This window comes from Enterobacillus tribolii, assembly GCF_003363015.1.
Taxonomy (GTDB): domain Bacteria; phylum Pseudomonadota; class Gammaproteobacteria; order Enterobacterales; family Enterobacteriaceae; genus Enterobacillus; species Enterobacillus tribolii.
This window is the reverse complement of the sequence record NZ_QRAP01000003.1, coordinates 204,571-228,239: the sequence shown is the minus strand read 5'-3', so window position 1 is coordinate 228,239 and position 23,669 is coordinate 204,571. Positions and strand designations below refer to the sequence as shown.

17 protein-coding genes are annotated in these 23,669 nt (G+C 59.6%); 11 read left to right on the top strand and 6 right to left on the bottom strand.

Features of this window, described 5'->3' with window-relative positions; translation table 11 throughout:
* Positions 1–12 precede the first annotated feature (12 nt).
* From bcsR to C8D90_RS08380, 9 genes are all read left to right on the top strand, one after another.
* Positions 13–210 (top strand): cellulose biosynthesis protein BcsR, encoded by a 198-nt coding sequence (gene bcsR, locus C8D90_RS08420; protein WP_115457999.1) that lies wholly within the window; start codon positions 13–15, stop codon positions 208–210.
* Entirely contained in the window at positions 210–929 is a 720-nt protein-coding gene (gene bcsQ, locus C8D90_RS08415) for a cellulose biosynthesis protein BcsQ (protein WP_115457998.1), read from the top strand. Before bcsR ends, bcsQ begins: the two co-directional genes overlap by 1 nt.
* Positions 857–3,568 carry a UDP-forming cellulose synthase catalytic subunit gene (bcsA, locus tag C8D90_RS08410; protein WP_115457997.1) on the top strand — a complete coding sequence of 904 codons (2,712 nt, stop codon included), beginning with the start codon at positions 857–859 and terminating at the stop codon, positions 3,566–3,568. Before bcsQ ends, bcsA begins: the two co-directional genes overlap by 73 nt.
* An 8-nt stretch (positions 3,569–3,576) precedes the next feature.
* Positions 3,577–5,898 carry a cellulose biosynthesis cyclic di-GMP-binding regulatory protein BcsB gene (gene bcsB, locus C8D90_RS08405; RefSeq protein ID WP_115458187.1) on the top strand — a complete coding sequence of 774 codons (2,322 nt, stop codon included), beginning with the start codon at positions 3,577–3,579 and terminating at the stop codon, positions 5,896–5,898.
* Positions 5,899–5,903: 5 nt separating this feature from the next.
* A complete protein-coding gene (gene bcsZ, locus C8D90_RS08400; RefSeq protein WP_115457996.1) occupies positions 5,904–7,016 on the top strand; it encodes a cellulose synthase complex periplasmic endoglucanase BcsZ in 1,113 nt (370 codons plus the stop codon).
* Positions 6,998–10,474 (top strand): cellulose synthase complex outer membrane protein BcsC, encoded by a 3,477-nt coding sequence (bcsC, locus tag C8D90_RS08395; RefSeq protein WP_115457995.1) that lies wholly within the window; start codon positions 6,998–7,000, stop codon positions 10,472–10,474. Before bcsZ ends, bcsC begins: the two co-directional genes overlap by 19 nt.
* Positions 10,475–10,656: 182 nt before the next feature.
* Positions 10,657–12,666 carry a biofilm formation regulator HmsP gene (gene hmsP / locus C8D90_RS08390; RefSeq protein ID WP_115457994.1) on the top strand — a complete coding sequence of 670 codons (2,010 nt, stop codon included), beginning with the start codon at positions 10,657–10,659 and terminating at the stop codon, positions 12,664–12,666.
* Between the two features lie 345 nt (positions 12,667–13,011).
* Positions 13,012–14,295: a dicarboxylate/amino acid:cation symporter gene (locus C8D90_RS08385; RefSeq protein WP_115457993.1), complete on the top strand. Its 1,284-nt coding sequence runs from the start codon at positions 13,012–13,014 to the stop codon at positions 14,293–14,295.
* A gap of 245 nt (positions 14,296–14,540) precedes the next feature.
* Positions 14,541–16,094: a M16 family metallopeptidase gene (locus tag C8D90_RS08380; protein ID WP_115457992.1), complete on the top strand. Its 1,554-nt coding sequence runs from the start codon at positions 14,541–14,543 to the stop codon at positions 16,092–16,094.
* Positions 16,095–16,156: 62 nt separating this feature from the next.
* Here C8D90_RS08380 and kdgK read toward each other — a convergent pair whose 3' ends face one another.
* The 4 genes from kdgK to C8D90_RS08360 form a co-directional block, all read right to left on the bottom strand.
* Complete coding sequence (kdgK, locus tag C8D90_RS08375; RefSeq protein ID WP_115457991.1) at positions 16,157–17,098, bottom strand: 2-dehydro-3-deoxygluconokinase; 942 nt, start codon at positions 17,096–17,098, stop codon at positions 16,157–16,159.
* A 155-nt stretch (positions 17,099–17,253) separates the two neighbouring features.
* On the bottom strand, positions 17,254–17,454 hold the full coding sequence (locus C8D90_RS08370; protein WP_115457990.1) for a 2-hydroxymuconate tautomerase family protein: 201 nt from the start codon (positions 17,452–17,454) through the stop codon (positions 17,254–17,256).
* Between the two features lie 111 nt (positions 17,455–17,565).
* Positions 17,566–18,336: a CDP-diacylglycerol diphosphatase gene (locus C8D90_RS08365; protein WP_115457989.1), complete on the bottom strand. Its 771-nt coding sequence runs from the start codon at positions 18,334–18,336 to the stop codon at positions 17,566–17,568.
* A 41-nt stretch (positions 18,337–18,377) separates the two neighbouring features.
* The gene (locus C8D90_RS08360; protein ID WP_115457988.1) at positions 18,378–19,547 is read right to left on the bottom strand and encodes an MFS transporter; all 1,170 of its coding nucleotides are present in this window, start codon (positions 19,545–19,547) and stop codon (positions 18,378–18,380) included.
* Positions 19,548–19,660: 113 nt separating this feature from the next.
* Here C8D90_RS08360 and C8D90_RS08355 point away from each other — a divergent pair, with 113 nt between their 5' ends.
* A complete protein-coding gene (locus C8D90_RS08355) occupies positions 19,661–20,557 on the top strand; it encodes a LysR family transcriptional regulator (protein ID WP_115457987.1) in 897 nt (298 codons plus the stop codon).
* On the opposite strand, the gene yhjD is transcribed toward C8D90_RS08355, so the two are convergent.
* On the bottom strand, positions 20,554–21,528 hold the full coding sequence (gene yhjD / locus C8D90_RS08350; RefSeq protein WP_115458186.1) for an inner membrane protein YhjD: 975 nt from the start codon (positions 21,526–21,528) through the stop codon (positions 20,554–20,556). The two genes, C8D90_RS08355 and yhjD, sit on opposite strands and share 4 nt — an antisense overlap.
* Before the next feature lie 366 nt (positions 21,529–21,894).
* On the opposite strand from yhjD, the gene C8D90_RS08345 reads away from it, so the two are divergent.
* Positions 21,895–22,812, top strand: coding sequence for a LysR family transcriptional regulator (locus C8D90_RS08345; protein ID WP_115457986.1), 918 nt, complete (start codon positions 21,895–21,897; stop codon positions 22,810–22,812).
* Here the strand turns inward: C8D90_RS08345 and C8D90_RS08340 are convergent.
* The gene (locus tag C8D90_RS08340; RefSeq protein WP_115457985.1) at positions 22,800–23,450 is read right to left on the bottom strand and encodes an EAL domain-containing protein; all 651 of its coding nucleotides are present in this window, start codon (positions 23,448–23,450) and stop codon (positions 22,800–22,802) included. The genes C8D90_RS08345 and C8D90_RS08340 overlap by 13 nt on opposite strands.
* Positions 23,451–23,669: the final 219 nt, after the last annotated feature.

The following is a 23,669-nucleotide window of genomic DNA, read 5'->3' as shown; positions in this document are numbered from 1 at the left end:
ACGGATAACAGAATGAATGATAAAAGAAATAATCCGGCTGAGAGTGATCCTTCGTTCAGTTTTCAAAATGATATTGATGCCCTGAGAAAAGCATTTTCACTGCCGAAAATAGATTATGTAGATATTTCCCGTCAGGAACATCTTACGCAGGTTATTGCGCGCTGGCCGCTGTTAGCTGAATTGGCGCAGGCTGGCGGGAGCAAAGCCTGATGACGATTATTGCGTTGCAGGGGATTCGCGGCGGCGTGGGCACCACGTCCATTACCGCGTCGCTGGCCTGGGCTTTGCGGCAGTTGGGCGACACGGTGCTGGCGATCGATTTTTCCCCGGATAATTTATTGCGCCTGCATTTCAACACCGCCTGGGAAGATTCGCGCGGCTGGGCGCGTTCGGTCACGGACGGTTTACCCTGGCAACAGGGCGCGCTGCGTTATGCCGATCGTATGGATTTCCTGCCTTTCGGCCAGCTGAATCGCGCGGAGCAGGAACGCCGGCCGGCGGTGGATTGGCCGGACTCCCTGAAAACGCTGGGCGCCAGCGGAGATTACCGCTGGATCCTGCTGGATATTCCCGCCGGTTACACCCCGTTGTCTGACGCCCTGACGGCGCTGGCCGATCTGACGATTTGCCCGCTGGTGGCCGACACCAACTGCCATGTCCGCCTGCATCAGCAGGCATTGCCGCCCGGCGCCCGCCTGCTGGTGAATCAGCTCGCCGTGGCGAATCAGCTTCAGGACGATATTTACCAACTGTGGCTGCAAAGCGTACCGGACCTGCTGCCGCTGGCGGTGCATCGCGATGCGGCGATGTCTGAATCGGCTGCGGCAAAGCAGCCGGTGGGGGAGTATCGCCCTGAATGCCTGGCCGCGGAAGAACTCACCACGCTGGCGAACTGGTGCCTGCTGCATACCGCCGGAGTGGCTCTGTGAGCGTGGTGCTGGATGGATTACTGGCGGCGCCGGTCAGCCGTGCGCTGACGCAGCGTTACCGTCTTTACCGCGCCAGCGGGGCGGGGCGCCTCGGCGCTTTTCTGGGCTGTTTCTGGACGGTGCTGGCCTGGACGTTTCTGCGCCTTGAGTCGCCGCGCTGGCGGCAGGTGCGGGAAAACTACGCCCGCTATTACCCGCATATTCCCCTGAACCGGCCCCGTCCGCTGGATATTCTGCGTTACCTGATCCAAACCCTGTGGCTGCTGGTGAGCGTTCCGGGCGCCGCGCAGCGCACCAAAGTTAACGCCGGGTTCGCCTCGCTGCGGCGTCTGCGCGGGCATTACCATCGCTGGATGGAGAAGTTGCCGGAGCGCATGAAACAAAGCGGGGTGGAAGAAGGCGCCGACAAATGGATCGACGGCATCAGCGGCGGGCTGCGCCGGGTTTTGCTGTGGGGCATGAGCCTGTTTGCCGCCGTGCTGGCGCTGCTGTGCATTTCCCAACCCTTTGATTTGAAATCCCAGTTCGTCTTCGTGCTGCTGCTGTGGTGCATCGGCATGGTGGTGCGGCGTATTCCCGGCCGTTTTTCGTCGCTGATGATGATCGTGCTGTCGCTGACCGTTTCCTGCCGCTATATCTGGTGGCGTTACACCTCTACCCTCAACTGGGACGATCCGCTCAGCCTGACGTGCGGCCTGCTGCTGCTGTTCGCGGAAACCTATGCCTGGCTGGTGCTGGTGCTCGGCTATTTCCAGACCGTCTGGCCGCTGCACCGCACGCCGACGCCGATGCCGCAGGATATCCGCACATGGCCGGTGGTTGATATCATGGTGCCGACCTACAACGAAGATCTCGGTGTGGTGAAGCCCACGGTTTACGCGGCGCTGGGCATTGACTGGCCGAAAGACAAGCTGAATATCTACATCCTCGACGACGGCGGGCGCGAGGAGTTCCGCCATTTCGCCGAGCAGGTCGGGGTGCATTACATCGCCCGTCCCACGCATGAACATGCCAAAGCCGGGAACATCAACAATGCGCTCAAACAGGCGCAGGGCGAGTACGTCGCAATTTTCGACTGCGATCACGTTCCCACCCGTTCGTTCCTGCAACTGACGATGGGCTGGTTTTTCAAAGACAAAAACCTGGCGATGCTGCAAACGCCGCACCACTTTTTTTCGCCCGATCCGTTTGAGCGCAACCTGGGCCGTTTCCGCAAGGCGCCTAACGAAGGCACGCTGTTTTACGGCCTGGTGCAGGACGGCAACGATATGTGGGACGCCACCTTCTTCTGCGGCTCCTGCGCCGTGCTGCGGCGTGACGCGCTGGACGAAATCGGCGGCATCGCCGTGGAAACCGTGACGGAAGACGCCCACACTTCTCTGCGCCTGCATCGCCTCGGCTATACCTCCGCGTATATCCGCATTCCCCAGGCCGCAGGGCTGGCGACGGAAAGCCTGTCGGCGCATATCGGCCAGCGCATCCGCTGGGCGCGCGGCATGGTACAGATTTTCCGCCTGGATAACCCGCTGATCGGCAAAGGGCTGAAGCTCGCGCAGCGCCTGTGTTATGCCAACGCTATGCTGCACTTCTTATCCGGCATTCCGCGCCTGATTTTCCTGACCGCGCCGCTGGCGTTCCTGATCCTGCATGCCTACGTGATTTTCGCCCCGGCGCTGGCGATCGCGTTGTACGTGATCCCGCACATGATTCACGCCAGCCTGACCAACTCGAAGATTCAGGGTAAATACCGCTACTCCTTCTGGAGTGAAGTCTACGAAACCGTGCTGGCGTGGTATATCGCCCGGCCGACCACGGTGGCGTTGTTCAATCCGCACAAAGGGAAGTTCAACGTTACCGCCAAAGGTGGCCTGATCGATCGTGAATACGTTGACTGGGTGATTACCCGTCCGTACCTGATGCTGGTGGTGTTTAACCTGCTGGGGCTGGCGTGGGGCGTCTGGCGGCTGGGGTTCGGGCCGGCGGACGAAGTCTGGACGGTGATGCTGAGCATGCTGTGGGTGGCCTATAACCTGATCATCCTGGGCGGCGCCGTGGCGGTGGCGGTAGAGGCGAAACAGGTACGTCAGGCGCACCGCGTGGAAATCGCCATGCCCGCCGTGGTCGCCTGTGAAAACGGCCATCTGTTTCCCTGCACGCTGCGCGATTACTCCGACAGCGGCGTGGGCATCGAGCTGTATGCCAATCACGTCATACAGGCGAACGAAGAGGTACGGCTGATGCTTAAGCGCGGTCAGCAGGAGTACGCGTTCCCCGCTACGGTGACCCGCGTGTTCGGCCGAAATATCGGCCTGCGCCTGGAGTCGTTGACGGTGCAGCAGCACGTCGAGTTCATTCAGTGCACCTTCGCCCGCGCCGACACCTGGGCGCTGTGGCAGGACAGTTTCGCCCAGGATCGGCCGGTGGAAAGCTTCCTTGACATTATCAAGCTGGGTTTTCGCGGCTATCAGAACCTGGCTGAATACGCACCTCCGTTGTTGCACGGGGTGCTCGTTGGTTTTACCACGCTGATTTCCTGGATTGTGTCCTTCATTCCGCGTGGCGTTGGGAGGGGTCTGGCGGCACATCACCCGACTCCGGTGGATAACCGTCAGAGTCCGGCGTTGGCTCAGCAGCGATGATAAAGATGATGAAGAGAAAACTATTTTGGCTAACTGCGGTAGCCCTGAGCGTGAGCGCTCTGGTGCGCGCCGAGCCGACGACGCCGACGCAGCCGGTTGTCCCGGCGCTGCCGGCTTCCCAGCCCGTCACCCCGCTGGCGGACCCATCCGCCGCGTCCGATGCGGTGGCGCAACCGCAGGTGGAAGCGGTGCCTTCACGCGATGTGGTGCTCAATTTTGCCAAAATCGCGCCGGCGCCGGGCAGCATCCGGCTGCGCGGCACCGATCCGACCAGCCAGGTGGAGTTCGGCGTACGCAGCGATGAAGTGGTGTCGAAAGCGCTGCTGAATCTGGAGTTTATTCCCTCTCCCGCGCTGCTGCCGACCGAGTCGCAGGTCAAGGTTTACCTGAATGATGAACTGATGGGCGTGATCCCGATTGCCAAAGAGCAACTGGGGCAGAAAACGCAGGTGCAGATGCCCATCGACCCACGTTACATTTCCGACTTCAACCGGGTGCGGCTGGAGTTCGTCGGCCACTACCGCATCATCTGCGAAAACCCGGCCAACACTACGCTGTGGCTGGACGTCAGCAGGGGCAGCGCCCTGGCTCTGACCTACCAGACATTGCCGCTGAAAAACGATCTCTCCCATTTTCCGGAACCCTTCTTCGACAGCCGCGATACCCGCCCGCTGACGTTGCCGATGGTGTTCGCCGCTGCGCCCGACGCCAGCCAGCAACGTTCGGCGGCGGTTCTGGCCTCCTGGTTCGGCGCGCGTGCGCAGTGGCGCGGCCAGAATTTCCCGGTGCTGTATAACCAACTGCCGGATCGTCATGCCATCGTGTTCGCCACGAACGACAAGCGCCCGGATTTCCTGCGGGACTATCCGGCGGTGAAAGGGCCGACGGTGGAAATGATCGGGCATCCCGACAACCCTTACGTCAAGCTGTTGCTGGTGCTGGGGCGCAATGACGACGACCTGCAAACCGCAGTGCGCGGCATTGCGCAGGGCAACATTCTGTTCCGCGGTGAAAGCGTGGAGGTGGAGGGGGTGAAAACCCTGGCGCCGCGCCAGCCTTACGATGCGCCGAACTGGGTGCGCACCGACCGGCCGATGACTTTCTCCGAGCTGCAAACCTATGCCGGGCAGCTGCAGTCCAGCGGGCTGGTGCCATCGCCGATTAACGTGACGGTGAACCTGCCGCCGGATTTGTACCTGATCCGCAGCACCGGCATCGACATGGACCTCAAGTACCGCTATACCGCGCCGCCGGCGGATGACAGCTCGCGGATGAGCGTCAGTCTCAACGATCAGTTTATTCAGGCATTTCCGCTCACGGCGCAGCATGAAAAGGGTTCCGTGCTGATGCGCCTGCCTCTGTTGCAGGGGCTGATTGATAAAGGCACTGAAGTGACGATTCCGGCGCTGCGGCTTGGCGCCAGTAACCAGCTGCGTTTCGACTTCAGCTACACCAACCCGATGCCGGGCGGCTCCATCGATAACTGCGTGACCTACCAGCCGGTCGACAACCATGTGGTGATTGACGGCAATTCCACCATCGACTTCAGCGGCTATCGCCACTTTATGGCGATGCCGGATCTGCGCGCTTACGCCAACGCGGGCTTCCCTTTCAGCCGCCTGGCGGATCTGTCGCAGACCACGGTGGTGGTCGGTAAAAGCCCGCGCCCGGCGCAGCTCAGCGCCCTGCTGAACACGCTCGGCGCCGTCGGCGCCCAGACCGGTTACCCGGCGCTGCAAGTGAAATTGACGGATGACTGGGCGTCGGCGAAAGCGCGGAATGACGACATTATGCTGATCGGCACTATTCCCGATGCCCTGAAGGACGACAGTAAGATTAACCTGCTGGTGCAGGCCACGGAAAGCTGGGTGAAAGTTCCGCTGCGCCAGCCGGCGCTGGACACCGTAATGCCCGATCCGGCGGACATCAAGCCCGACGCCCGCACCGATATCCGCTCCGACGGCCCGATGGCGGCGGTGATCGGCTTCCAGTCGCCGTTTGACGATCAACGCAGCGTAGTGGCGCTGCTGGCGGACAGCCCGCGCGGCTACGAGCTGCTCAATCAGGCGCTGAACGACAGCGGCAAACGCGCGGCGATGTTCGGCTCCGTGGCGGTGATCCGTGAGTCCGGCGTCAACAGTCTGCGGGTGGGGGATGTTTATTATGTCGGTCACCTGCCGTGGTGGGAGCGCCTGTGGCACGCCTTCGCCGAGCATCCGGTGCTGCTGGCCATCTTGTCGGTGGTGAGCGTGGTGCTGTTTGCCTGGGTGCTGTGGCGCTTGCTGCGTCTGCTGAGCCGCCGCCGTTTGTCCGCGGATGAACGGAAATAACGGCGATGAAAGGCATTGGCAGAGGCGCGTTGCTCCTGTTGCTGGTTCTGCTTCCCCTGACGTCGCGGGCCGCGCCCTGTGCGTGGCCGGCCTGGCAGGCGTTCCGGCAGAACTACGTCAGCGAACAGGGAAGGGTGATCGATACGTCTTCGCCGCAGAAGATCACCACTTCGGAAGGGCAAAGCTATGGCTTGTTCTTTGCGCTGGCGGCTAACGACCGCGAGACTTTCGACACCCTGCTGCAATGGACGCAGGACAATCTGGCGCGGGGCGATCTCAGCGCCCGCCTGCCCGCCTGGCTGTGGGGGGAGAACGCACAGAAGCAGTGGGGCGTGCTGGACGATAACTCTGCGTCGGATTCCGATCTGTGGATCGCATACAGCCTGCTGGAAGCGGGGCGCTTGTGGCAGGTTCACCGCTATCAGTCGCTGGGCACGCTGCTGTTGCAGCGCATCGCCCGTGAGGAAACCGCCGATTTACCCGGCCTGGGCGTGATGCTGCTGCCGGGCAGGAAAGGGTTTGCCCGCGAGGGGCGCTGGACGCTCAACCCGAGCTACCAGCCGCCGCAGTTGCTGGCGCGCATGGCGCGCTATCACGGCCCGTGGCAGGCGATGCGGGCGGTGAATCAGCGCCTGTTGCTGGAGAGTTCGCCCAAAGGCTTTGCGCCGGACTGGATTGACTGGGTGAAGACGCAGGGCTGGCAGCCGACGGCGGAAAAACATAGCGCCGGCAGCTACAACGCCATCCGCGTTTACCTGTGGGCCGGCATGCTGGCGGACGACGATCCGGACAAGGCCGCGTTGCTGCAGCGCTGGCAGCCGATGGCGCAGGCCACGGCACGGGCGGGGGTGCCGCCGGAGAGCGTGGATACCGTCAGCGGTGAAGTCAGCGGCGGCGGGCCGGTGGGGTTTTCCGCCGCGCTGTTGCCTTTCCTGCACGGCGACCCGGCGCTGGCGGTCCAGCGTCAGCGGGTGGCGCAAAATCCGCCGGGGGGCGGGGCGTATTACAGTTCGGTGTTAACACTTTTCGGCCAGGGATGGGATCAGCAACGATTTCGCTTCAACTCTGAGGGTGAGCTGGTACCTCAATGGGATCGCCAATGCGTAAGTTCACATTAAAACGGCTGGGGTGGGCCGGCCTTCCGTTATTCCTTCTCTCTGCGGCGCAGGCCGCCGTTTCCCCGGAGCAGTGGCTGCTTGAGCAGATCCGCCTGGGGGAGGCGACCCATCGTGACGATCTGGTGAAGCAATCCCTTTATCGTCTGGAGCTGATGGACCCGGACAACCCGAACGTGATTGCGGCGCGCCTGCGCCTGTCCCTGCGTCAGGGCGACCAGCAACAGGCGCAGCAGCAACTGGACCGGCTGGCGAAGCTGGCGCCGGATTCCGGGGCTTACCGGGATGCCAAAACCGAGATGATGCTGGCGTCGCCCGAAGGGCGGCAGCAATTGCAGCAGGCGCGCCTGTTGGCCGCGGCGGGGCGTATACCGGAGGCCGTAGAGGCTTACCATACGCTGTTTGGCGGCACGACGCCGCCCTCGCTGGATCTGGCCGTGGAATACTGGCGGCTGGTGGCCCGGCAGCCGGGCCAGCGCAAGCAGGCTATCGCCCGGCTACAAACGCTGAACCAACAATATCCCGGCAGCGGCAGCCTGCGTAACACGCTGGCTAACTTGTTGTTTGACGACGGGCAATCCCAGGCGGGATTTCTGGTGGTGCACCAGATGCTGGCGGATGTCGGCACCCGTTCCGACGCGGCGGATATCTGGCTGGCGCAGATTGATAAAATGCCGGTCAGCGATGCCAGCGTCGCGCAGTTGCAAAGTTTTCTGCTGGAATTCACCGACGGTGACGATGCCACAAAGGCAAGACAGAAACTGACGCAACAGCAGGCGCTGTTGGCCGATCCGGCCTTTCGGGCGCGTACCCGCGGGCTGGCGCTGGTCGATAACGGCAAGGGCGCGGTGGCGATCCCCGATCTGAAGCGCGCGTTGGCAGAGAAGCCCGATGACGGCGAAGTGCTGGGTGCGTTGGGGCAGGCTTACGCCCGGCAGGGCAACCGCGCCAAAGCCTTGCAGTTGCTGGAGCAGGCAGCGCAAGCGGATACCGCGGGCTATAACAACAGCAAGTGGCAGAGCCTGATTAAAACCAACCGTTACTGGTTGTTGATTAAACAGGGCGATAACGCCCTGCAGGCCAGGCAACTGGGGCAGGCGGAACGTTTTTACCGGCAGGCGCAGGGCGTGGATAACACCGACGGCTATGCGCCGCTGGGGTTGGGCGACGTCGCCGTAGCGCGCAATGATGACGCGGCGGCGGAGCGCTTTTATCAGCGGACGTTGCGCCTTGATCCCGGTAACGGCAGCGCGTTGCGCGGGTTGGTGAAGATTTACCAGCGGCAGTCGCCGGATAAAGCGCTGGCGTACCTGAACCAACTGCCGCGCAATCAGCGCAACGCGATGCGCGATACCCTGCAACGTTTACAGGCCGATGCGCTGCAGCAGGAGGCGGAGACGCTGGAGAAACAGCAGCAGTGGGCGCAGGCGGCGGACAAGCTGCGTCAGGCGCTGGCGCTTACGCCGGATGACGTGTGGCTGACGTACCACCTGGCAAAGGATTTGCGTGAAGCGGGGCAACCGGCGCAGGCGGACGCGCTGTTTCGGGCGCTGGCGCAGAAACACCCGGCTGATCCGCAACAGGTTTATGCCTGTGCGCTCTATCTTTCCGGCAGCGACCGGGACGACGCGGCATTGGCGCAACTGAATACCCTGCCCAAAGGGCAATGGGACGACAATATCCGCGAACTGGCGCAGCGCTTGCAGCTCAACGGCGTTTTGCAGAAGGCCAATGCGCTGCGTGCGACGGGCCATGAGCAGGAGGCGATTGCCTACCTGCAACAACAGCCGGCGAATACGCGCATCGATCTGACCCTGGCCGACTGGGCGCTGGCGCGGGAAGACTATGACGACGCGCAGTCACGCTACCAGCGGGTAGCGCAGCGGGAGCCGGAAAATGCGGATGCGCGGCTCGGCGAAGTGGAAACGTTTATCGCGCAGGGCAAACTGGGCGAGGCGCGCGCGGGGTTGAGCGCGCTGAAACAGCCGGCCGGCGAAACGCCGTCGCTGAATACGGCGCGCCGCGTGGCGAACGCCTGGTCGGAAGTGGGCGACGCCAGCCGTGCCGATCCGATGTTCCGTGATATCGCCCGGCAGGCGCTGACGCAGCCGCCGGGGCAGGACAGCGCGCTGGCGCTGCGCGATGTCGCCCGCTACGACGTGAAACAGCATCAGCCGCAGCAGGCGCTGGATATATACCGCAACGCAATGGTGGCGTCGCAAATTACGCCGGCCGTACCGCGGGACAACGACACCTTTACCCGCCTGATGCGCAATAATCCCGCCGATGACTGGCTGAAGCGCGGCATTCGCGCGGATGCGGCGGATTTGTACCGCCAGCAGGATGTGCGGATCACGCTGGACCACGATTACTGGGGTTCCAGCGGCACCAAAGGCTATTCCGACCTTACCGCGCAGACCACCATGTTACAGGCCGACGCGCCGCTGTATGACGGCCGTATGTTTTTGCGCACCGACTATGTTCAGATGGATGCCGGCACCTTCGGCGGCGATGGCGATGGTAAGTATTACGATAAATTCGGCACCTGCGCGGCGCAGGGATGCTCCGGCAGTAATAAACAGCGCGCCAACGGAGCGAGCCTGGCGGCAGGGTGGAGCAACGACACCTGGAGCGCGGATATCGGCACCACGCCGCTGGGGTTTGACGTGGTGGACTGGGTCGGCGGCCTGAGCTACAGCAGCGACTGGAACCATATCGGCTGGACGGTAAACGCCCACCGCCGCCCGATCTCCAGCTCCCAGCTTTCATTCAGCGGGCGGCGCGATCCCAACACCGGAATTACCTGGGGCGGCGTGCGGGCCAACGGGGTCAGCCTGAGCAGCAGCTACGATCGCGGCGGGGCCAACGGCGTCTGGGGCGATCTGAGCGCTGACCAACTGACCGGTAAAAACGTGGCGGACAATAACCGCGTACGCCTGATGGGCGGCTATTACTACAAGCTGATCAACGAAGATAACCGCCGCGTCAGTGTCGGGCTGAGCAGCATGCTGTGGCACTACCAAAAAGACCTGAGCGGCTACACGCTGGGCCAGGGCGGTTACTACAGCCCGCAGCGCTACTTCTCGCTGGCGGTGCCGGTGAACTATCGTCAGCGCACGGAAAACTGGTCATGGGATTTGGGCGGCTCTGTCTCCTGGTCCCGTTCCACCACCAAAGATCAGGAACGCTACCCGTTGCAAAATCTGGTGCCGGACAGCTACGCGGATAAAGACGCGATAGAAACCGGCAGCACCAGCAGCGGCTTCGGCTACACCCTGCGCGCGGTGGTGGAGCGTCGTCTCAGCGCGCACTGGACGTTGGGCGCCGGCGTCGATATCCAGGAGGCGAAGGATTACACCCCCAGCCATGCCCTGCTCTATGTCCGTTACTCGATGGCCGGTTGGGAAGGCGACCTGGATATGCCGCCGCAGCCGTTAATTCCCTACGCGGATTTTAAATAAGGATGGGGCGGGCAGCGTTATATTTTAAAATGCCCGCCTGCCTTGACCAAAAAAAAACCATCCCTCCGGCCTAAACAGGATTCAATCGCAAAATATTCCAGTATACTCTGGCAACATAATCCGGAATTCAGATCTTTCTGCCTAATCCTGTAATTAGCTCTATCTGCTGCGGAGAGAGGATTTTGCGAGTCAGCCGTTCTTTAACGATCAAACAGATGGCGATGGTGTCCGTTGTGGCGCTGGTCACTATCTGCATTTTTATTACGATCCAGCTCTTTCATTTCGTGGATCAGCGTAAAAATGACTATATCCGCCAGATGTGGAGCATGTCGCATACGGTGCGCGACCCGCTGGCTGAGGCCGTGATGAACGTTGATATTCCCAGGGCGCAGCAGCTGCTGAACAGCCTGAAAACGCCCGGCATTCTCGCCCGGGCTGACGTTGTGTTGCCCGGCAACGTGCCGGGCCTGCACGCCGATTTCCTGCCGCTGCGTCCGGTTCCCCCGATGGTGGTCCGCCTGTTTGACCTGCCGGTGCGCCTTTCCGTTCCGCTGTATGGTACGGAAAGCAACCTGGCCGCGCGCCAGCCCGTGGCGCATCTGGTGATGCAGATCGACGCCTACCGCCTGTATCAGTTTATTCTGTCGATGCTGTCTACCATGGTGTCTGCCTATTTGCTGCTGGCGCTGGTGCTGACGGTCGCCATCAGCTGGTGCATGAACCGCATGCTGGTGCACCCGCTGCGCGCGCTGGCGCAGGAACTGAACGCCATGCCGCTCAATTCGCCCAATTATCACCAACTGACCCTGCCGCCGCTGCATGGCGACGACGAGCTGGGGCTGTTGGTTCGCACCTATAACCGCAATCAGATGGCGCTGGAAAAGGCGCATGACATGATGAACCGGATGTCCACCCGCAACCCGGTCACTGATTTACCCAATCTCACGTTGTTTCTGCCGATGCTGGAGCAGCACCTGCTGTCCACGCGCCGCGCGCCGCTGTTCAGCGTGATGCTGATCGGCATCAGTACGTTGCAGGAAGCGATGGGCATACTGGATTCCGAACAGCGTAACCGCATGCTGAAGACTATCGTGGCGCGGATAAAGTCGTGTATGGATGAAGGCAACCTGCTGGCACAAATCAACCATGACCGCTTTGTCGTGCTGGCGCTGGATACGGAGCAGCCCTTCGAGGCGACGCACCTGGCGAAGCGGCTGATTGCCGAGATAAATCAACCCGTTGAGCTGCCGGATTACGGTATCCGCCCGGAAGCCAACATCGGCATTGCCGTATGCCATAAGCGCAGCGATGAAATCACCGATGCGCGTGCGGAGGTAGACTTGCTGATGGGCCAGGCCAGCTCCGCCCTGAATATCGTCGGCCGCGACGATCATCACCACTTTCTGTTTTTCGAACCGGAGCTGGCGCAGCGGGCCCGCGAGCGGCTGACTCAGGAAGACGCGATTTTGCACGGGCTGAAGGAAGGACATTTCTCCCTGTATCTGCAGCCCCAGCTGGATTTACGCACCGGCAAGGCCGTTGGCGCGGAGGCATTAATCCGCTGGCACCGGCAGGACGGCGGTTCGCCGCTCCCCTCGGTGTTTATTCCCCTGGCGGAAGAGACGGGAGGCATCGTGCCGTTGGGCGAGTGGGCGATGGAGCAGGTGGTGCGGATACTGGCGGAATGGCAGCCGCGTGGCCTGCGTTTGCCGCTGGCGCTTAACGTTTCCGGCGTGCAGCTTTCCGGCTCACGCTTTGCCGACCACCTGACGTCGCTGCTTGAGCAGTACGCCATTGACGCGACCTTGTTGCACCTGGAAGTGACGGAAACGGCTCGCATCCGCGACATTTCCCATGCCGCGGCCACGTTGGGGCAATTGCGCGAGCGTGGCATCCGGGTGGCGCTGGACGACTTCGGCATGGGGTATGCCGGGCTGAATTATCTCCAGTCCCTGCCTGTCGATATTATCAAGATCGACAAAAGCTTCGTCGAGCGACTGCCGCAGGACGGTTCGCTGGTACGCATCGTTAACGCCATTGCCGCAGAGCTGTCGTTGCATGTGGTGGCGGAAGGGGTGGAAACACAGGAACAATGCGACTGGCTGCAACAAAACGGCATCTTCTGCGTGCAAGGATACCTGTTTGCGCCGGCGCTGCCGCAGGATGAGTTTATTCGACGCTATCTAACCTGATGGTTACATTTTAGCGATGTTTTATTTCCATGTTGTTAATGTGGTTACTGTTCGCGCAATCCTAAATTTACTTGTCAAATCAATCATAGCTTGATGCGTTTCAGCTCTTAAATCTGATCATTTCCCGTTTCAGGTTGCAACATATCATTTTCATGTTGTTACATAGGTGTTATTTTCCGCGCAGGCGCAGGCTGGAATCCTGAGCCGGGTGATAAGAAGGTTATACAAAGTGTAACCCGGTTCTGTACCCTAAAGGGCTTCGGACAGTGGCGACGTTGTCGCAACCAGGAAGACAGGGGTATGCGTTGTATCTGGTTGCGTGAGTACCCAATAAGGATAGTTATTATGAAAAGAAATATTTTTAAGAGCCTCTATGTTCAGGTATTGATAGCCATTACGGTCGGTATCCTGCTTGGGCACTTTTACCCTGACCTAGGTGCCCAGATGAAGCCGCTGGGGGATGGCTTTGTAAAACTGATTAAAATGATTATTGCGCCGGTTATTTTCTGTACCGTGGTAACCGGGATTGCGGGCATGGAAAGTATGAAAGCGGTGGGTCGCACCGGGGCCATCGCACTGCTCTATTTTGAAATCGTCAGTACCATCGCGTTGATTATCGGTCTGGTCGTGGTAAACGTGATTCAGCCCGGCGCGGGTATGAACGTTGACCCTGCCGCGCTGGACGCCAAAGCGGTGGCGGTTTATGCGGATCAGGCGTCGCAGCAGGGGATTATTCCTTTCCTGCTGGACATCATTCCGGGCAGCGTGGTTGGTGCGTTCGCCAGCGGTAACATCCTTCAGGTATTGCTGTTCGCCGTAATGTTTGGTTTTGCCCTGCACCACCTGGGCGAGAAAGGTCAGATGATGTTTAACTTCATCGAGAGCTTCTCCAAGGTTATCTTCGGCATCATCAACATGATCATGCGTCTTGCTCCGCTGGGGGCATTCGGCGCCATGGCATTCACCATCGGTAAATACGGCGTGGGTACGCTGGTGCAGCTGGGGCAACTGATTCTGTGCTTCTACATCACCTGTCTGCTGTTCGTTGTGTTCGTGCTGGGTTCCATTGCCAAAGCCACCGGCTTCAGCATTTTCCGCTTTATCAGCTACATCAAGGAAGAGTTGCTGATCGTATTGGGTACTTCTTCTTCCGAGTCTGTACTGCCGCGTATGCTGGACAAAATGGAGAAGGTCGGCTGCCAAAAATCGGTGGTCGGGCTGGTCATTCCAACCGGCTATTCGTTCAACCTTGACGGCACCTCTATCTACCTGACGATGGCTGCGGTGTTTATCGCCCAGGCGACCAACACGCACATGGATATTTTCCATCAGGTCACCCTGCTGGTGGTTCTGCTGCTGTCGTCTAAAGGGGCTGCCGGGGTGACGGGCAGCGGCTTTATCGTCCTGGCGGCGACCATCTCCGCCGTAGGGCATTTGCCGGTGGCCGGTCTGGCGCTGATTCTGGGTATCGACCGCTTTATGTCTGAAGCGCGTGCCCTGACCAACCTGGTGGGTAACGGCGTGGCGACGATCGTTGTTGCGAAGCGCTGCCGTCAGCTGGATGAAAAGCAGATGAAAGATGTTCTGGGCAAAAAGCGCCCGGATGAGACACAAACTCAGTCGTTATAATCGTACTTCCTGATTTTACCCCACTAAATGCCCCCATTCGCTTGCTGCGAATGGGGGCATCTCTATAATGTGCTCCATTCGTTATTGATCCGGCCGCTTCGGTACAGAAATATTTTTCTCCGCGTGGTGATATCGGCGTGTCTTCGTGGTCTAAATGACAATTTACACACTCAGCCGTATAACATGGCATCCTTTGAACCCTGCTCGCGGGGTTCTTATTGGCAAGTTTTTTAGTAGGGGTTCACATGCAGGGCACCAGAATTCGTCTTTTGATTGGTGGATTGCTGCTGGCAGGGGTCGGCGGCAATGTGCATTCTGAAGCGCTACAACCCGATCCGGCCTGGCAGGAAGGCAAACTGGATAACGGTCTTTCATGGCAGGTGCTGGCAACGCCCCAGCGTCCGTCCGATCGGATTGAATTGCGTATGCTGGTTAACACCGGCTCACTTATCGAATCGACTCAGCAGGCAGGCTTTGCCCACCTGCTGCCGCGCCTGGCGCTCACTCAGAGCGAAACGCTGACGCCGGGGCAATTGCAGTCTTTTTTCCAGCAGGTTATCAATCCCGCCAAGCCGTTGCCGCTGGTGGTGACGTCGTACGATTACACGTCGTATAACCTGAGTTTGCCCAATAACCGCCCGGATCTGCTGAAGGACTCGCTGCACTGGCTGGCCTCCACGGTGGGAAAACTGCCGGTGAACGAGGCCACGGTGACGCAGGCTTTGCAGAGCGGAAGCGTTTCCTCGCTGATGATGACGTTGCCGGTCGATACCGGGGATGCCTGGTGGCGCTATCGCCTGAAAGGCTCCACGCTGCTGGGGCACGATCCCGGTAAAACGCCGGCGGCGCCGGTCGACGCGAATCAACTGGAGTCTTTCTATCATCAGTGGTATACGCCTGATGCCGTCACGCTGTATGTGGTGGGCAACGTCGATGGCCGCGCCCTGAACGAGCAAATCGCCAGGGCGTTCTCCTCGTTGCAGGGGAAACGCGAAACGCCGGCGACCGTGCCGACGCTTTCTCCGCTGCCGACCACGCCGGTGGCGCTGATCAGCGATGTACTGAAGCAGGATGATCTTTCCCTGATCTGGGACACGCCCTGGCAGCCAATTCGTGACTCTCAGGCGATGCTGCGTTACTGGCGCAGCGATCTGGCGCGTGAAGCGCTGTTCTGGCACCTGAAACAGGCGCTGGGCGGCAGCGCGCTGAAAAACAGCGTGAACCTGTCGTTTGACTGCCAGGTGCAGTACCAGCGTTCACAGTGCGGTATTCACCTTCTGGCGCCGCAGGCCAGCATGAGCAAAGCGCTGAACTTTGTGGCGGCGGAAATGGCCGTGCTGCGCGAGAAAGGCATTGATAACAAAGAGTTCACCGCGCTCATTGAGCAGAAGAACGGTCAGTTGGCCCGGTTGTTCGCCACGTATGCCCGCACGGATACCGACATCCTGATGAGCCAGCGTTTACGTTCTCAGCAGAGCGGCGTGGTAGATATCTCGCCGGAGGCATACCAGAAATTGCGCCAGGAGTTTCTGAACACGGCCTCGCTTGAGGTGTTGAATCAGGAACTGCGCGTGCAGCTTTCCCGTCAGCCTACGCTGGTGTTGCGTCAGCCGCGCGGTGAAGAAGAGGGCGATGTGAAGGCGTTGGCCGCGGCCTACAATCAGGCGTTGGGGCTGGCCAGTGATGATGTCGCGCCGCCAGCGGATGTTGTACCGGCTGATACTCCGGCCGCAACGGTGCCGGACGTTACGCCGAAAAGCGAACTAACCGCACCGGCGCAGACGCCGTCCGCGAACTGATGGTTGTGTCTGTTCGATAAAAACGCCGCCGGGAAACCGGCGGCGTTTTTGCCTGGCAGGACTTATTCCGGCATGGCGGAGCGGGGAATGATTGCGCCGCGGTACTGAATGACCGTGCTGGCCGTTTGGTGGCCGCGGCGTGCCGCAGACACGGCGTCGCCGCCGGTCAGGCGCACGGAAAGGTAGCCGGCGCTGAAGGAGTCGCCGGCGGCGGTGGTATCGACCACCTTCTCTTTGGGCAGCTTCACCGCCGGCACGTCGTTTTCCCCGTCGGCGGAAGACACGATGCAGGAATCTGCGCCGCGTTTAATCACCACCTCGCCGACGCCAAGCGCGTGGGTGCGGGCCAGCACGTCGGCGACCGGTTTTTCCCCCCACAGCATGTCTTCATCATCCAGCGTCAGGAACGCAATGTCGGTACAGGACAGCATGGCGCGATAGGCATGCTGCGTCTGCTCTTTGCTCTGCCACAGGCGCGGGCGGTAGTTGTTGTCGAAAATCACCTTGCAGCCTTTGGCGCGGCAGCGTGTCAGCAGCGCTATCAGGCGCTCGCGGTTGGCGTCGTTGAGGATGGCGAGGCTGATGCCGCTCAGGTACAGGTAATCAAACTCCTCCAGCTGTGCGCAAATCGCTTCGGCCTGCGGGCTTTCCAGCCAGTAACGCGCTGCGGCGTCGTTGCGCCAGTAGTAGAAGGTGCGCTCGCCGCTGGCGTCGGTTTCGATGAAGTAGAGCCCCGGCAATTTGTTGTCCAAACGCTGGGTTAACCCGGTGCGCACGCCTTCCTGATTCCAGGCTTCGAGCATTTCGCTGCTGAAGGTGTCGGTGCCCAGCGCGGTGACGTAGTTCACCTCAAGGCGGTCCGCTGGCACCAGCCGTGACAGATAAACGGAGGTATTCAGGGTATCGCCGCCAAAACCGCGGGAAAGATCCGCGCCTTTCTGCGACAGTTCGATCATGCATTCGCCGATGACGGCGATTTTTGCCGGTGTTGTGGAAGTGGTCATGTGAGTTTAGTCCATTAGAAGAGGAAGCTTTTAGCTAGTCTCACTATGACGGAACCTCTCGTCAACATAAATAAAACGCCGTTCTGATTTTATTGACGTAGATCGGGTTATCGCGGTGAATCCCGGCTCAGCCTGAATTCCCGCGATTGAAACGGTTATTTTTTCGCGCGTAATTCCGTCACCGTTTTTCCGCCGATTCCCCAGTTATCGGTGTCCACTTCGTCAATGACAACCACGGTGGTGGCCGGGTTTTTGCCCAGCACGTCAACCAGCAACTGTGTGGCGCCGGCGATCAGCGCTTCTTTTTGTTCTGCCGTGGCGCCTTCACGGGTGATTTTGATATTGACGTAGGGCATGGTCTGGCTCCTTAAGGAAAAATTGCGCCGGGCAGGCGCGATGAACGTTTACTGTAGCGGCTTCACGCGAAGAATTGTTAATAGAAGGTTATCACTGTGATCTGTCCCACATCAGGCGTCAGGTGGCGCATAGAGCTGCGGGCAGCTGTGATCCTGAATCTCCTCAATTGAAGCGAGATTCAGCCGCCAGAGCTGAAGGCGGGTGGCAAGCAGCACAAAGCGTTGCTCCGTCAGCGGCACCAGGGCCAGACCGTATGAGCCCATGTTGTTGCGCGCGCCGGGCAGACCATCCGCCAGCATCCGGAACGGCGTGCTTTGTGCGAGTTCGTCCGCGCTCAGCGCGCGCGCCCAATATTGATGACCGTTAATGCCGTTATCGATGGGCTGCCAGCGGGTATTCAACTGTGCCGACTGAGCTTCCAGCCGTTTTTGCACCGCCGGTTTCAGGCATGACATGTGAATGTGCAGCTGATTTTGGCTGCGCCCGTAGCGGGAGTTCACGGCGAAGGAAAGCTGTTGAACGGGAATGGCGCGACCGAGCTTTTGTTCCAGAAAATGACGCTCACGCCAGGCGGCGAGGAAATAGTTGGTTTGCCGTGATGTCAGCAGTTCCGGCGATTCCATGCCGCTGACCTTCGTCACCGGCATCAGGAGATACTGCAACGGCCCGTTGCGGTCTTTGAACACCACGTAGCCCTGCCCCAGATTGACGCTGGCGCAGGGCGCAGGCCGGTACTGCGTCTGTTGATGCGGGACGCACTGCCCGTTCACGATGTGCCAGAGCGCATCGGGACGGGAAGAGGATCGCAACCAGAACCAAAGGACAATGATAACGGCCGTCAGTACTAAGGCGACCGGGTAACGACAGCGGTTCAGCGTCATACGGTTTCCGGGCGGTGATTAATCAGGATACCGCCCTGAATTTATTGTGCGCACAGGCGTTTGTCCAGATATCCGCTCCAACTGGTTACCCCCAGGGCGACCAATACGACGACCGAACCGATCCAGGGCGTCGCCATCAGGCCGAGGTGATTAACCACCATGCCGCCAGCCCAGGCCCCGCCGGCGATGCCGAGGTTAAACGCGGCGATATTCAGGCCGGAAGCCACGTCCACCGCGTGCGGCGCGTAACGTTCCGCCTGCTGCACCACGTAGACCTGCAGGCCGGGGACGTTGCCGAAGGCTACGGCGCCCCATAACAACACCGTCAGCAGCGCCAGCGTACCGTTATGCGCAGTGAGGCCGAACAGGGCCAGAACCAGCGCCAGCAGCAGGAAGATGATTTGCAGCGCTTTCACCGGGCCGAGGCGATCGGCCAGACGTCCGCCCCACAGGTTGCCGGCGGCGACGGATACGCCGTAAATCAGCAATACCCAGGTCACCATGCCGGCGCTGAAGCCGGTCACCTGTTGCAGCACCGGCGCCAGAAAGGTGAAGACGACGAAGTTACCGCCGTAACCCAGCGCGGTTTTGGCGTACACCATCAGCAGGCGCGGCTGTTTCAGGATCGTCAGCTGACGGGCGATCGACGCCGGGGGCGTGTGCGGCAATCCTTTGGGGATGAAAATCAGGCTGCCCGCCAGGGCGATGACGCCCAGCAGCGAAACGGCCAGGAAGGTTTCATGCCAGCCGAAGTGCTGCCCGATAAAGGTGCCCAGCGGGACGCCGGTCACCAGGGCGACGGTCAGCCCGGTGAACATGATGGCAATGGCGCTGGCGGCTTTGTCTTTACTGACCAGGCTGGTTGCCAGCGTGGAACCGATGGAGAAGAACACCCCGTGGGCCAACCCGGTCAGCACGCGGGCGGTAATCAGGGAGAAATAACCGGGCGCCTGCCAGGCCAGCAGGTTACCGGCGGTAAACAGCACCATCAGGGAAACCAGCAGCGACTTACGCGGCATCCGGCCGGTTAACGCGGTGAGCACCGGCGCGCCGATGGCGACGCCAAGGGCATACAGGCTGACCAGCAACCCGGCTGAAGGCAGGGAAACCTGCAGGTCCGCCGCGATGGTGGGGATCAGGCCGACGATGACGAACTCGGTGGTCCCGATGGCGAACGCGCTGATGGTCAGCGCAAAAAGAGCAATGGGCATAATATGCACTCCGTAACTGGGGATTCCGTAATAAGGAATGTGCGTAGTGTGCCCGGAGTACTTTTGCTAAAATAGCGGGTGATGCTCACAACATAATTGACTGGCATGCAAAAATGAAAACCACAACCGAGGAATTGCTGGCGTTTGTCAGCGTCGTGGATTCCGGCAGCCTGACCGCGGCGGCGGAATTGCTGGGGCAAACGCCCAGCGGGGTCAGCCGGGCGCTGGGGCGGCTGGAACAGAAGCTGGAAACCACGCTGCTTAACCGCACTACGCGGCGCATCGACATGACCGAAGAAGGAAGGCTGTTTCTGGAACGGGCGCGGTCGATTCTGGAAGCGATGGAAGAGGCTGAAGAGCTGCTGGCCCAGCGTCGCCACCGCCCGGCAGGACGGCTGCGCATCAACGCGGCATCGCCGTTTATGTTGCACGTGGTGGTACCGATTATCGGCGAGTTTTCCCTCTGCTATCCCGACATCCGCCTGGAGCTTAACACCAGCGATCAAATCATCGATTTGCTGGAGCAGCGCACCGACGTGGCGATCCGCATCGGTAATTTGCAGGATTCCAGCCTGCATGCCCGCCCCATCGGGCGTTCCGGCCTGAAGCTGTTGGCCGCGCCGGCTTATCTGGAAAAACATGGCGCGCCGCAGAGCGTAGACGAATTGTTTTCCCATTGCCTGCTGGGCTTCACCCAGCCGGCCACGCTTAACCAGTGGCCGCTCAAGCAGCAAACCTGCGCCAGCCTGGCGATTACGCCCGCTATTGCGGCATCCAGCGGTGAAACCCTGCGCCATCTGGCGCTCAGCGGGCAGGGCATCGCCTGCCTGTCGGACTTCATGACCTATGAGGATCGTCAGGCGGGGCGGCTGGTTCAGGTGCTGAAAGAGGAAATGCTGGAGAGCTACCAGTCAATCCATGCGGTGTATTACCGCAACAGTCAGCTCTCCGCGCGTATTCGTTGCTTCCTCGACTTTCTGGCTAAACGCTACCCGCTGCACGGCGATTAAGCGCTTTTGCGGCGCTCGGGGATCTGTTCGTCGTCCTTGTACTCTGCGGTAGCGATCCAGGCGGCGCAGAACAGCGTCAGGCGGGCGAAAAAGTAGAAGAAGGCCATCAGCCCGATCACCGAGCCGAACGCCGCGCCGGAGGGCGAACGCGCCAGGCTCGGCAGTGTCCATGTCATGATGGACTTGATGATTTCAAACCCGATTGCCGCCAGCAGCGTACCGCGCAGCAGCGCTTTTTTGCGTGGACGGTGGCGCGGCAGGGCAAGGTAAATCCACAGGAACAGCAGATAGTTCGCGGCGATGGAGATCGACAGCGCGATAGTGGTCAGCGCCGGACGCAGCCATTCGATGCCGTCCAGCCCCAGCGCCCTGACGATTGACGCCTGCGCCGAACCGGCAACGGACGTTAAGGAAAGCGTCACGATCAGGGCGATGACCAGCCCGGTCAGGGAGATGAGATCGCGCAGGTAGCGGAAGTAGATTTTTTCCTTTTCCTGTGGATTGCGCTCCCAGACGTCACGCAACTGGGCGCGGATGGCTTCCCGCATGTTGCCCATCCAGCTGACGCCGGAATACAGGGCGATAGCCAGGCCGGTCAGGCCGACGGTGGTACGTTGCTGCACCGCGGTGTTCACCGTGTTTTTCAGCGTATTCGCTAACGTCGGGTCGCTGATGTTGTTGACGATTTTGTCGATCAGCTCCGTCAGCAGGTAAGGATGTGAAGCCAGCACGAAACCCGCGGCGGCGAACGACACCATCAGGATCGGAATCAGGGAGAGGAAAGAGAAATAGGTGATGGCCGCGCCGAACTGGCTTCCCATGCGATCGTTAAAGCGGTCCACGGCGCGCAGCAGGTGCGCGACGACGGGGAGCGCCCTGAACCAGTCAACGAAGCGGGTTGCCTGGCCGATCGTTTTCTCTACCGGCGGCGGTATGATGGTCTTTTTCTGCTGCTCTTCTGTCATTGGCATTACGATTTCCATGTATCCGCGGAATGCGGCGGATATATCCTTTTCATTGATGTAATTGAATAAATTCTAGCAGAGCGTGAATTCAAGACAAAATAAACATCCCGGATAGCGTCAGGAATGAGATTTTTCTCCGCTCAGGCGGAAAAATTGCCCGCCGGCGTTCGGATTATTCTTTGCGATTGGCAAGATGTTTTAAGAATTTCTCTATGACAATATGCGGTTCTGTATTTCAGGGAAATAGCCATCTTTATTCTGTGGTCATCTTATTTTGATAAAAATGACGGATTTGCTTTAGTACAACCAGCCACTTACACTGTAGTCGCTTCCCTCTGACCCGCCGAATAAATAACTACTCAGGGTAAGTTTATGTACGATATCGACATGAGTACGATTCATGTTTTTTTAACCGTCATGGATACGCGCAGCGTAACATTGGCGGCTGAATTATTGGGGAGTTCAGGGGCTTCGGTGAGCCGCGCATTGAATAAAATGCGTGAGCGATTTAATGATCCGCTGTTTATCCGCACCAAACATGGTTTAGAACCCACCGCCGTGGCGTTGAATATCACGCCCAATCTTTCCCGCGCGCTGGCCAGCATGCAGCAGGCGATCAGCACCTCGGGCAGCGTGTCGCAGGACGATCGCCGCCGGATACGCATTAAACTGTGCGCTTCGCCGGTAATGGAGTTTTATTTATTACAGGCATTGCAGGCGCAGCAGTATAATTTTCGCCACGTCACGCTGCTGACGGAAACCCACGACGGCGATTTATCAAAAGACATCAGCCGGTTGCGTGCGCGAAAAATCGATCTCAGCCTGACGCCGCAAAAGTACGCCGACTGGACGATCGCCAATGAGCCGGTGATGGAAGTGCGCCCGGTGGTGTTGTGCCGCAAAGGGCACCCGCGCATCGGGCCGGGGTTCACCATGGCGCAGCTGGAGCAGGAGGAGTACCTCAGTTCAACGATGTGGCCTTCGCTGTTTGCGGACAATGAGGTGCTTAATCCGCGCAACAAGATGCCGATCTACTCCAGTACGTCTCTGCTTAATCTGATGTTGCTGGCCGCGACGTCAGACAGCATTCTGCTGTGTAGCGCGCATTTTGCCCGGCCGTTTGCCCGGCTGATGGAGGTTCAGGTGCTGGAGATGCCGGAAAGCCACGCCGTGGGCACGATATATGCGCACTACCATAAGAGCCGCAGCGCCGAGCCGCATATTATGGAACTGGTCGACTACCTGCGACGCTACGCCGCAGATCAGGATGTTCTTCCTCAGGGAAGATAACAGTGCCAGTAGTACCCCTGGCCGAGGTCGATACCGGATTGCCGGCAGTGCAGGTATTGCACCTCTGTTTCGATGCCTTCCACCAGAATGGTTTGCGCGTAGCGGCGGTAAAAACGTGCGGCCTGTTGCAGGAAAGCGCCGCGCATCTGCCAGAAATAGTGCTTGTCGATTTTGATCCCGTCCCAGTACAGGTAACGCAGCGCCGCCAGCGGCGTATGCCGTTTTACGTCATCAAGCCAGATCTGATGCCCGCAGTCGCGCAGCCGCCCGGTGTTATGGCGCACGCGCAGATGCTCCTCCAGGGAAAGCGACGCCAGGTGTTCGATTTCCAGCGCCAGCGGGGTACGGATGGATAACAGACGGTTGACGAAATCATCGTCGATCAGATTCTGGTGGGCGATGTTGATGAAGATACGTTCATTTTTTCCGCTGACCAGCTTTAATTGCTGTTCAACCAAGTCTCTGACGCTGCGGCTGGATTGAATGGAGAAGAAGTCCTCCACGTTGTCTACGCCGCTGACTATGGAGAGGAGTTCCGCGCCGTAATATTGCTGGCTGAGTCCGACGATGGGCTGAAAGCGGGCGTGGAATTGCTTCCTTCCCAGCATAATGACCGTGCGTTCAGGCTGTATCGTCATTTTTTGCGCTCTGTCCCCATGGAAAATATTGTCTGAGTTCGGTCAGGTATAAATTGAGCCTGAATTCCATGGCGCAGATGAATACTTATTCACAATAATGCGGATTTATTATGGAGCAGGATTTATCTTTTCAGAGACTATTGCCGTATGGTTAAAGATAGCACCGCCGCATATTGTCTGGCGTGCAATCTAAATAATTTACTAATGTTTTACAACATC

Excerpts from the sequence above, each read along its gene's own strand:
- C8D90_RS08340 (WP_115457985.1), bottom strand. The coding sequence starts at position 23,450 with ATGACGATACAGCCTGAACGCACGGTCATTATGCTGGGAAGGAAGCAA.
- bcsB (WP_115458187.1), top strand. The coding sequence starts at position 3,577 with ATGAAGAGAAAACTATTTTGGCTAACTGCGGTAGCCCTGAGCGTGAGC.
- bcsZ (WP_115457996.1), top strand. The coding sequence starts at position 5,904 with ATGAAAGGCATTGGCAGAGGCGCGTTGCTCCTGTTGCTGGTTCTGCTT.
- C8D90_RS08365 (WP_115457989.1), bottom strand. The coding sequence starts at position 18,336 with ATGACGCTGAACCGCTGTCGTTACCCGGTCGCCTTAGTACTGACGGCC.
- kdgK (WP_115457991.1), bottom strand. The coding sequence starts at position 17,098 with ATGACCACTTCCACAACACCGGCAAAAATCGCCGTCATCGGCGAATGC.
- C8D90_RS08370 (WP_115457990.1), bottom strand. The coding sequence starts at position 17,454 with ATGCCCTACGTCAATATCAAAATCACCCGTGAAGGCGCCACGGCAGAA.
- bcsR (WP_115457999.1), top strand. The coding sequence starts at position 13 with ATGAATGATAAAAGAAATAATCCGGCTGAGAGTGATCCTTCGTTCAGT.
- bcsQ (WP_115457998.1), top strand. The coding sequence starts at position 210 with ATGACGATTATTGCGTTGCAGGGGATTCGCGGCGGCGTGGGCACCACG.
- C8D90_RS08345 (WP_115457986.1), top strand. The coding sequence starts at position 21,895 with ATGTACGATATCGACATGAGTACGATTCATGTTTTTTTAACCGTCATG.
- yhjD (WP_115458186.1), bottom strand. The coding sequence starts at position 21,528 with ATGCCAATGACAGAAGAGCAGCAGAAAAAGACCATCATACCGCCGCCG.
- bcsC (WP_115457995.1), top strand. The coding sequence starts at position 6,998 with ATGCGTAAGTTCACATTAAAACGGCTGGGGTGGGCCGGCCTTCCGTTA.
- C8D90_RS08380 (WP_115457992.1), top strand. The coding sequence starts at position 14,541 with ATGCAGGGCACCAGAATTCGTCTTTTGATTGGTGGATTGCTGCTGGCA.
- C8D90_RS08385 (WP_115457993.1), top strand. The coding sequence starts at position 13,012 with ATGAAAAGAAATATTTTTAAGAGCCTCTATGTTCAGGTATTGATAGCC.
- C8D90_RS08355 (WP_115457987.1), top strand. The coding sequence starts at position 19,661 with ATGAAAACCACAACCGAGGAATTGCTGGCGTTTGTCAGCGTCGTGGAT.
- bcsA (WP_115457997.1), top strand. The coding sequence starts at position 857 with ATGCCTGGCCGCGGAAGAACTCACCACGCTGGCGAACTGGTGCCTGCT.
- C8D90_RS08360 (WP_115457988.1), bottom strand. The coding sequence starts at position 19,547 with ATGCCCATTGCTCTTTTTGCGCTGACCATCAGCGCGTTCGCCATCGGG.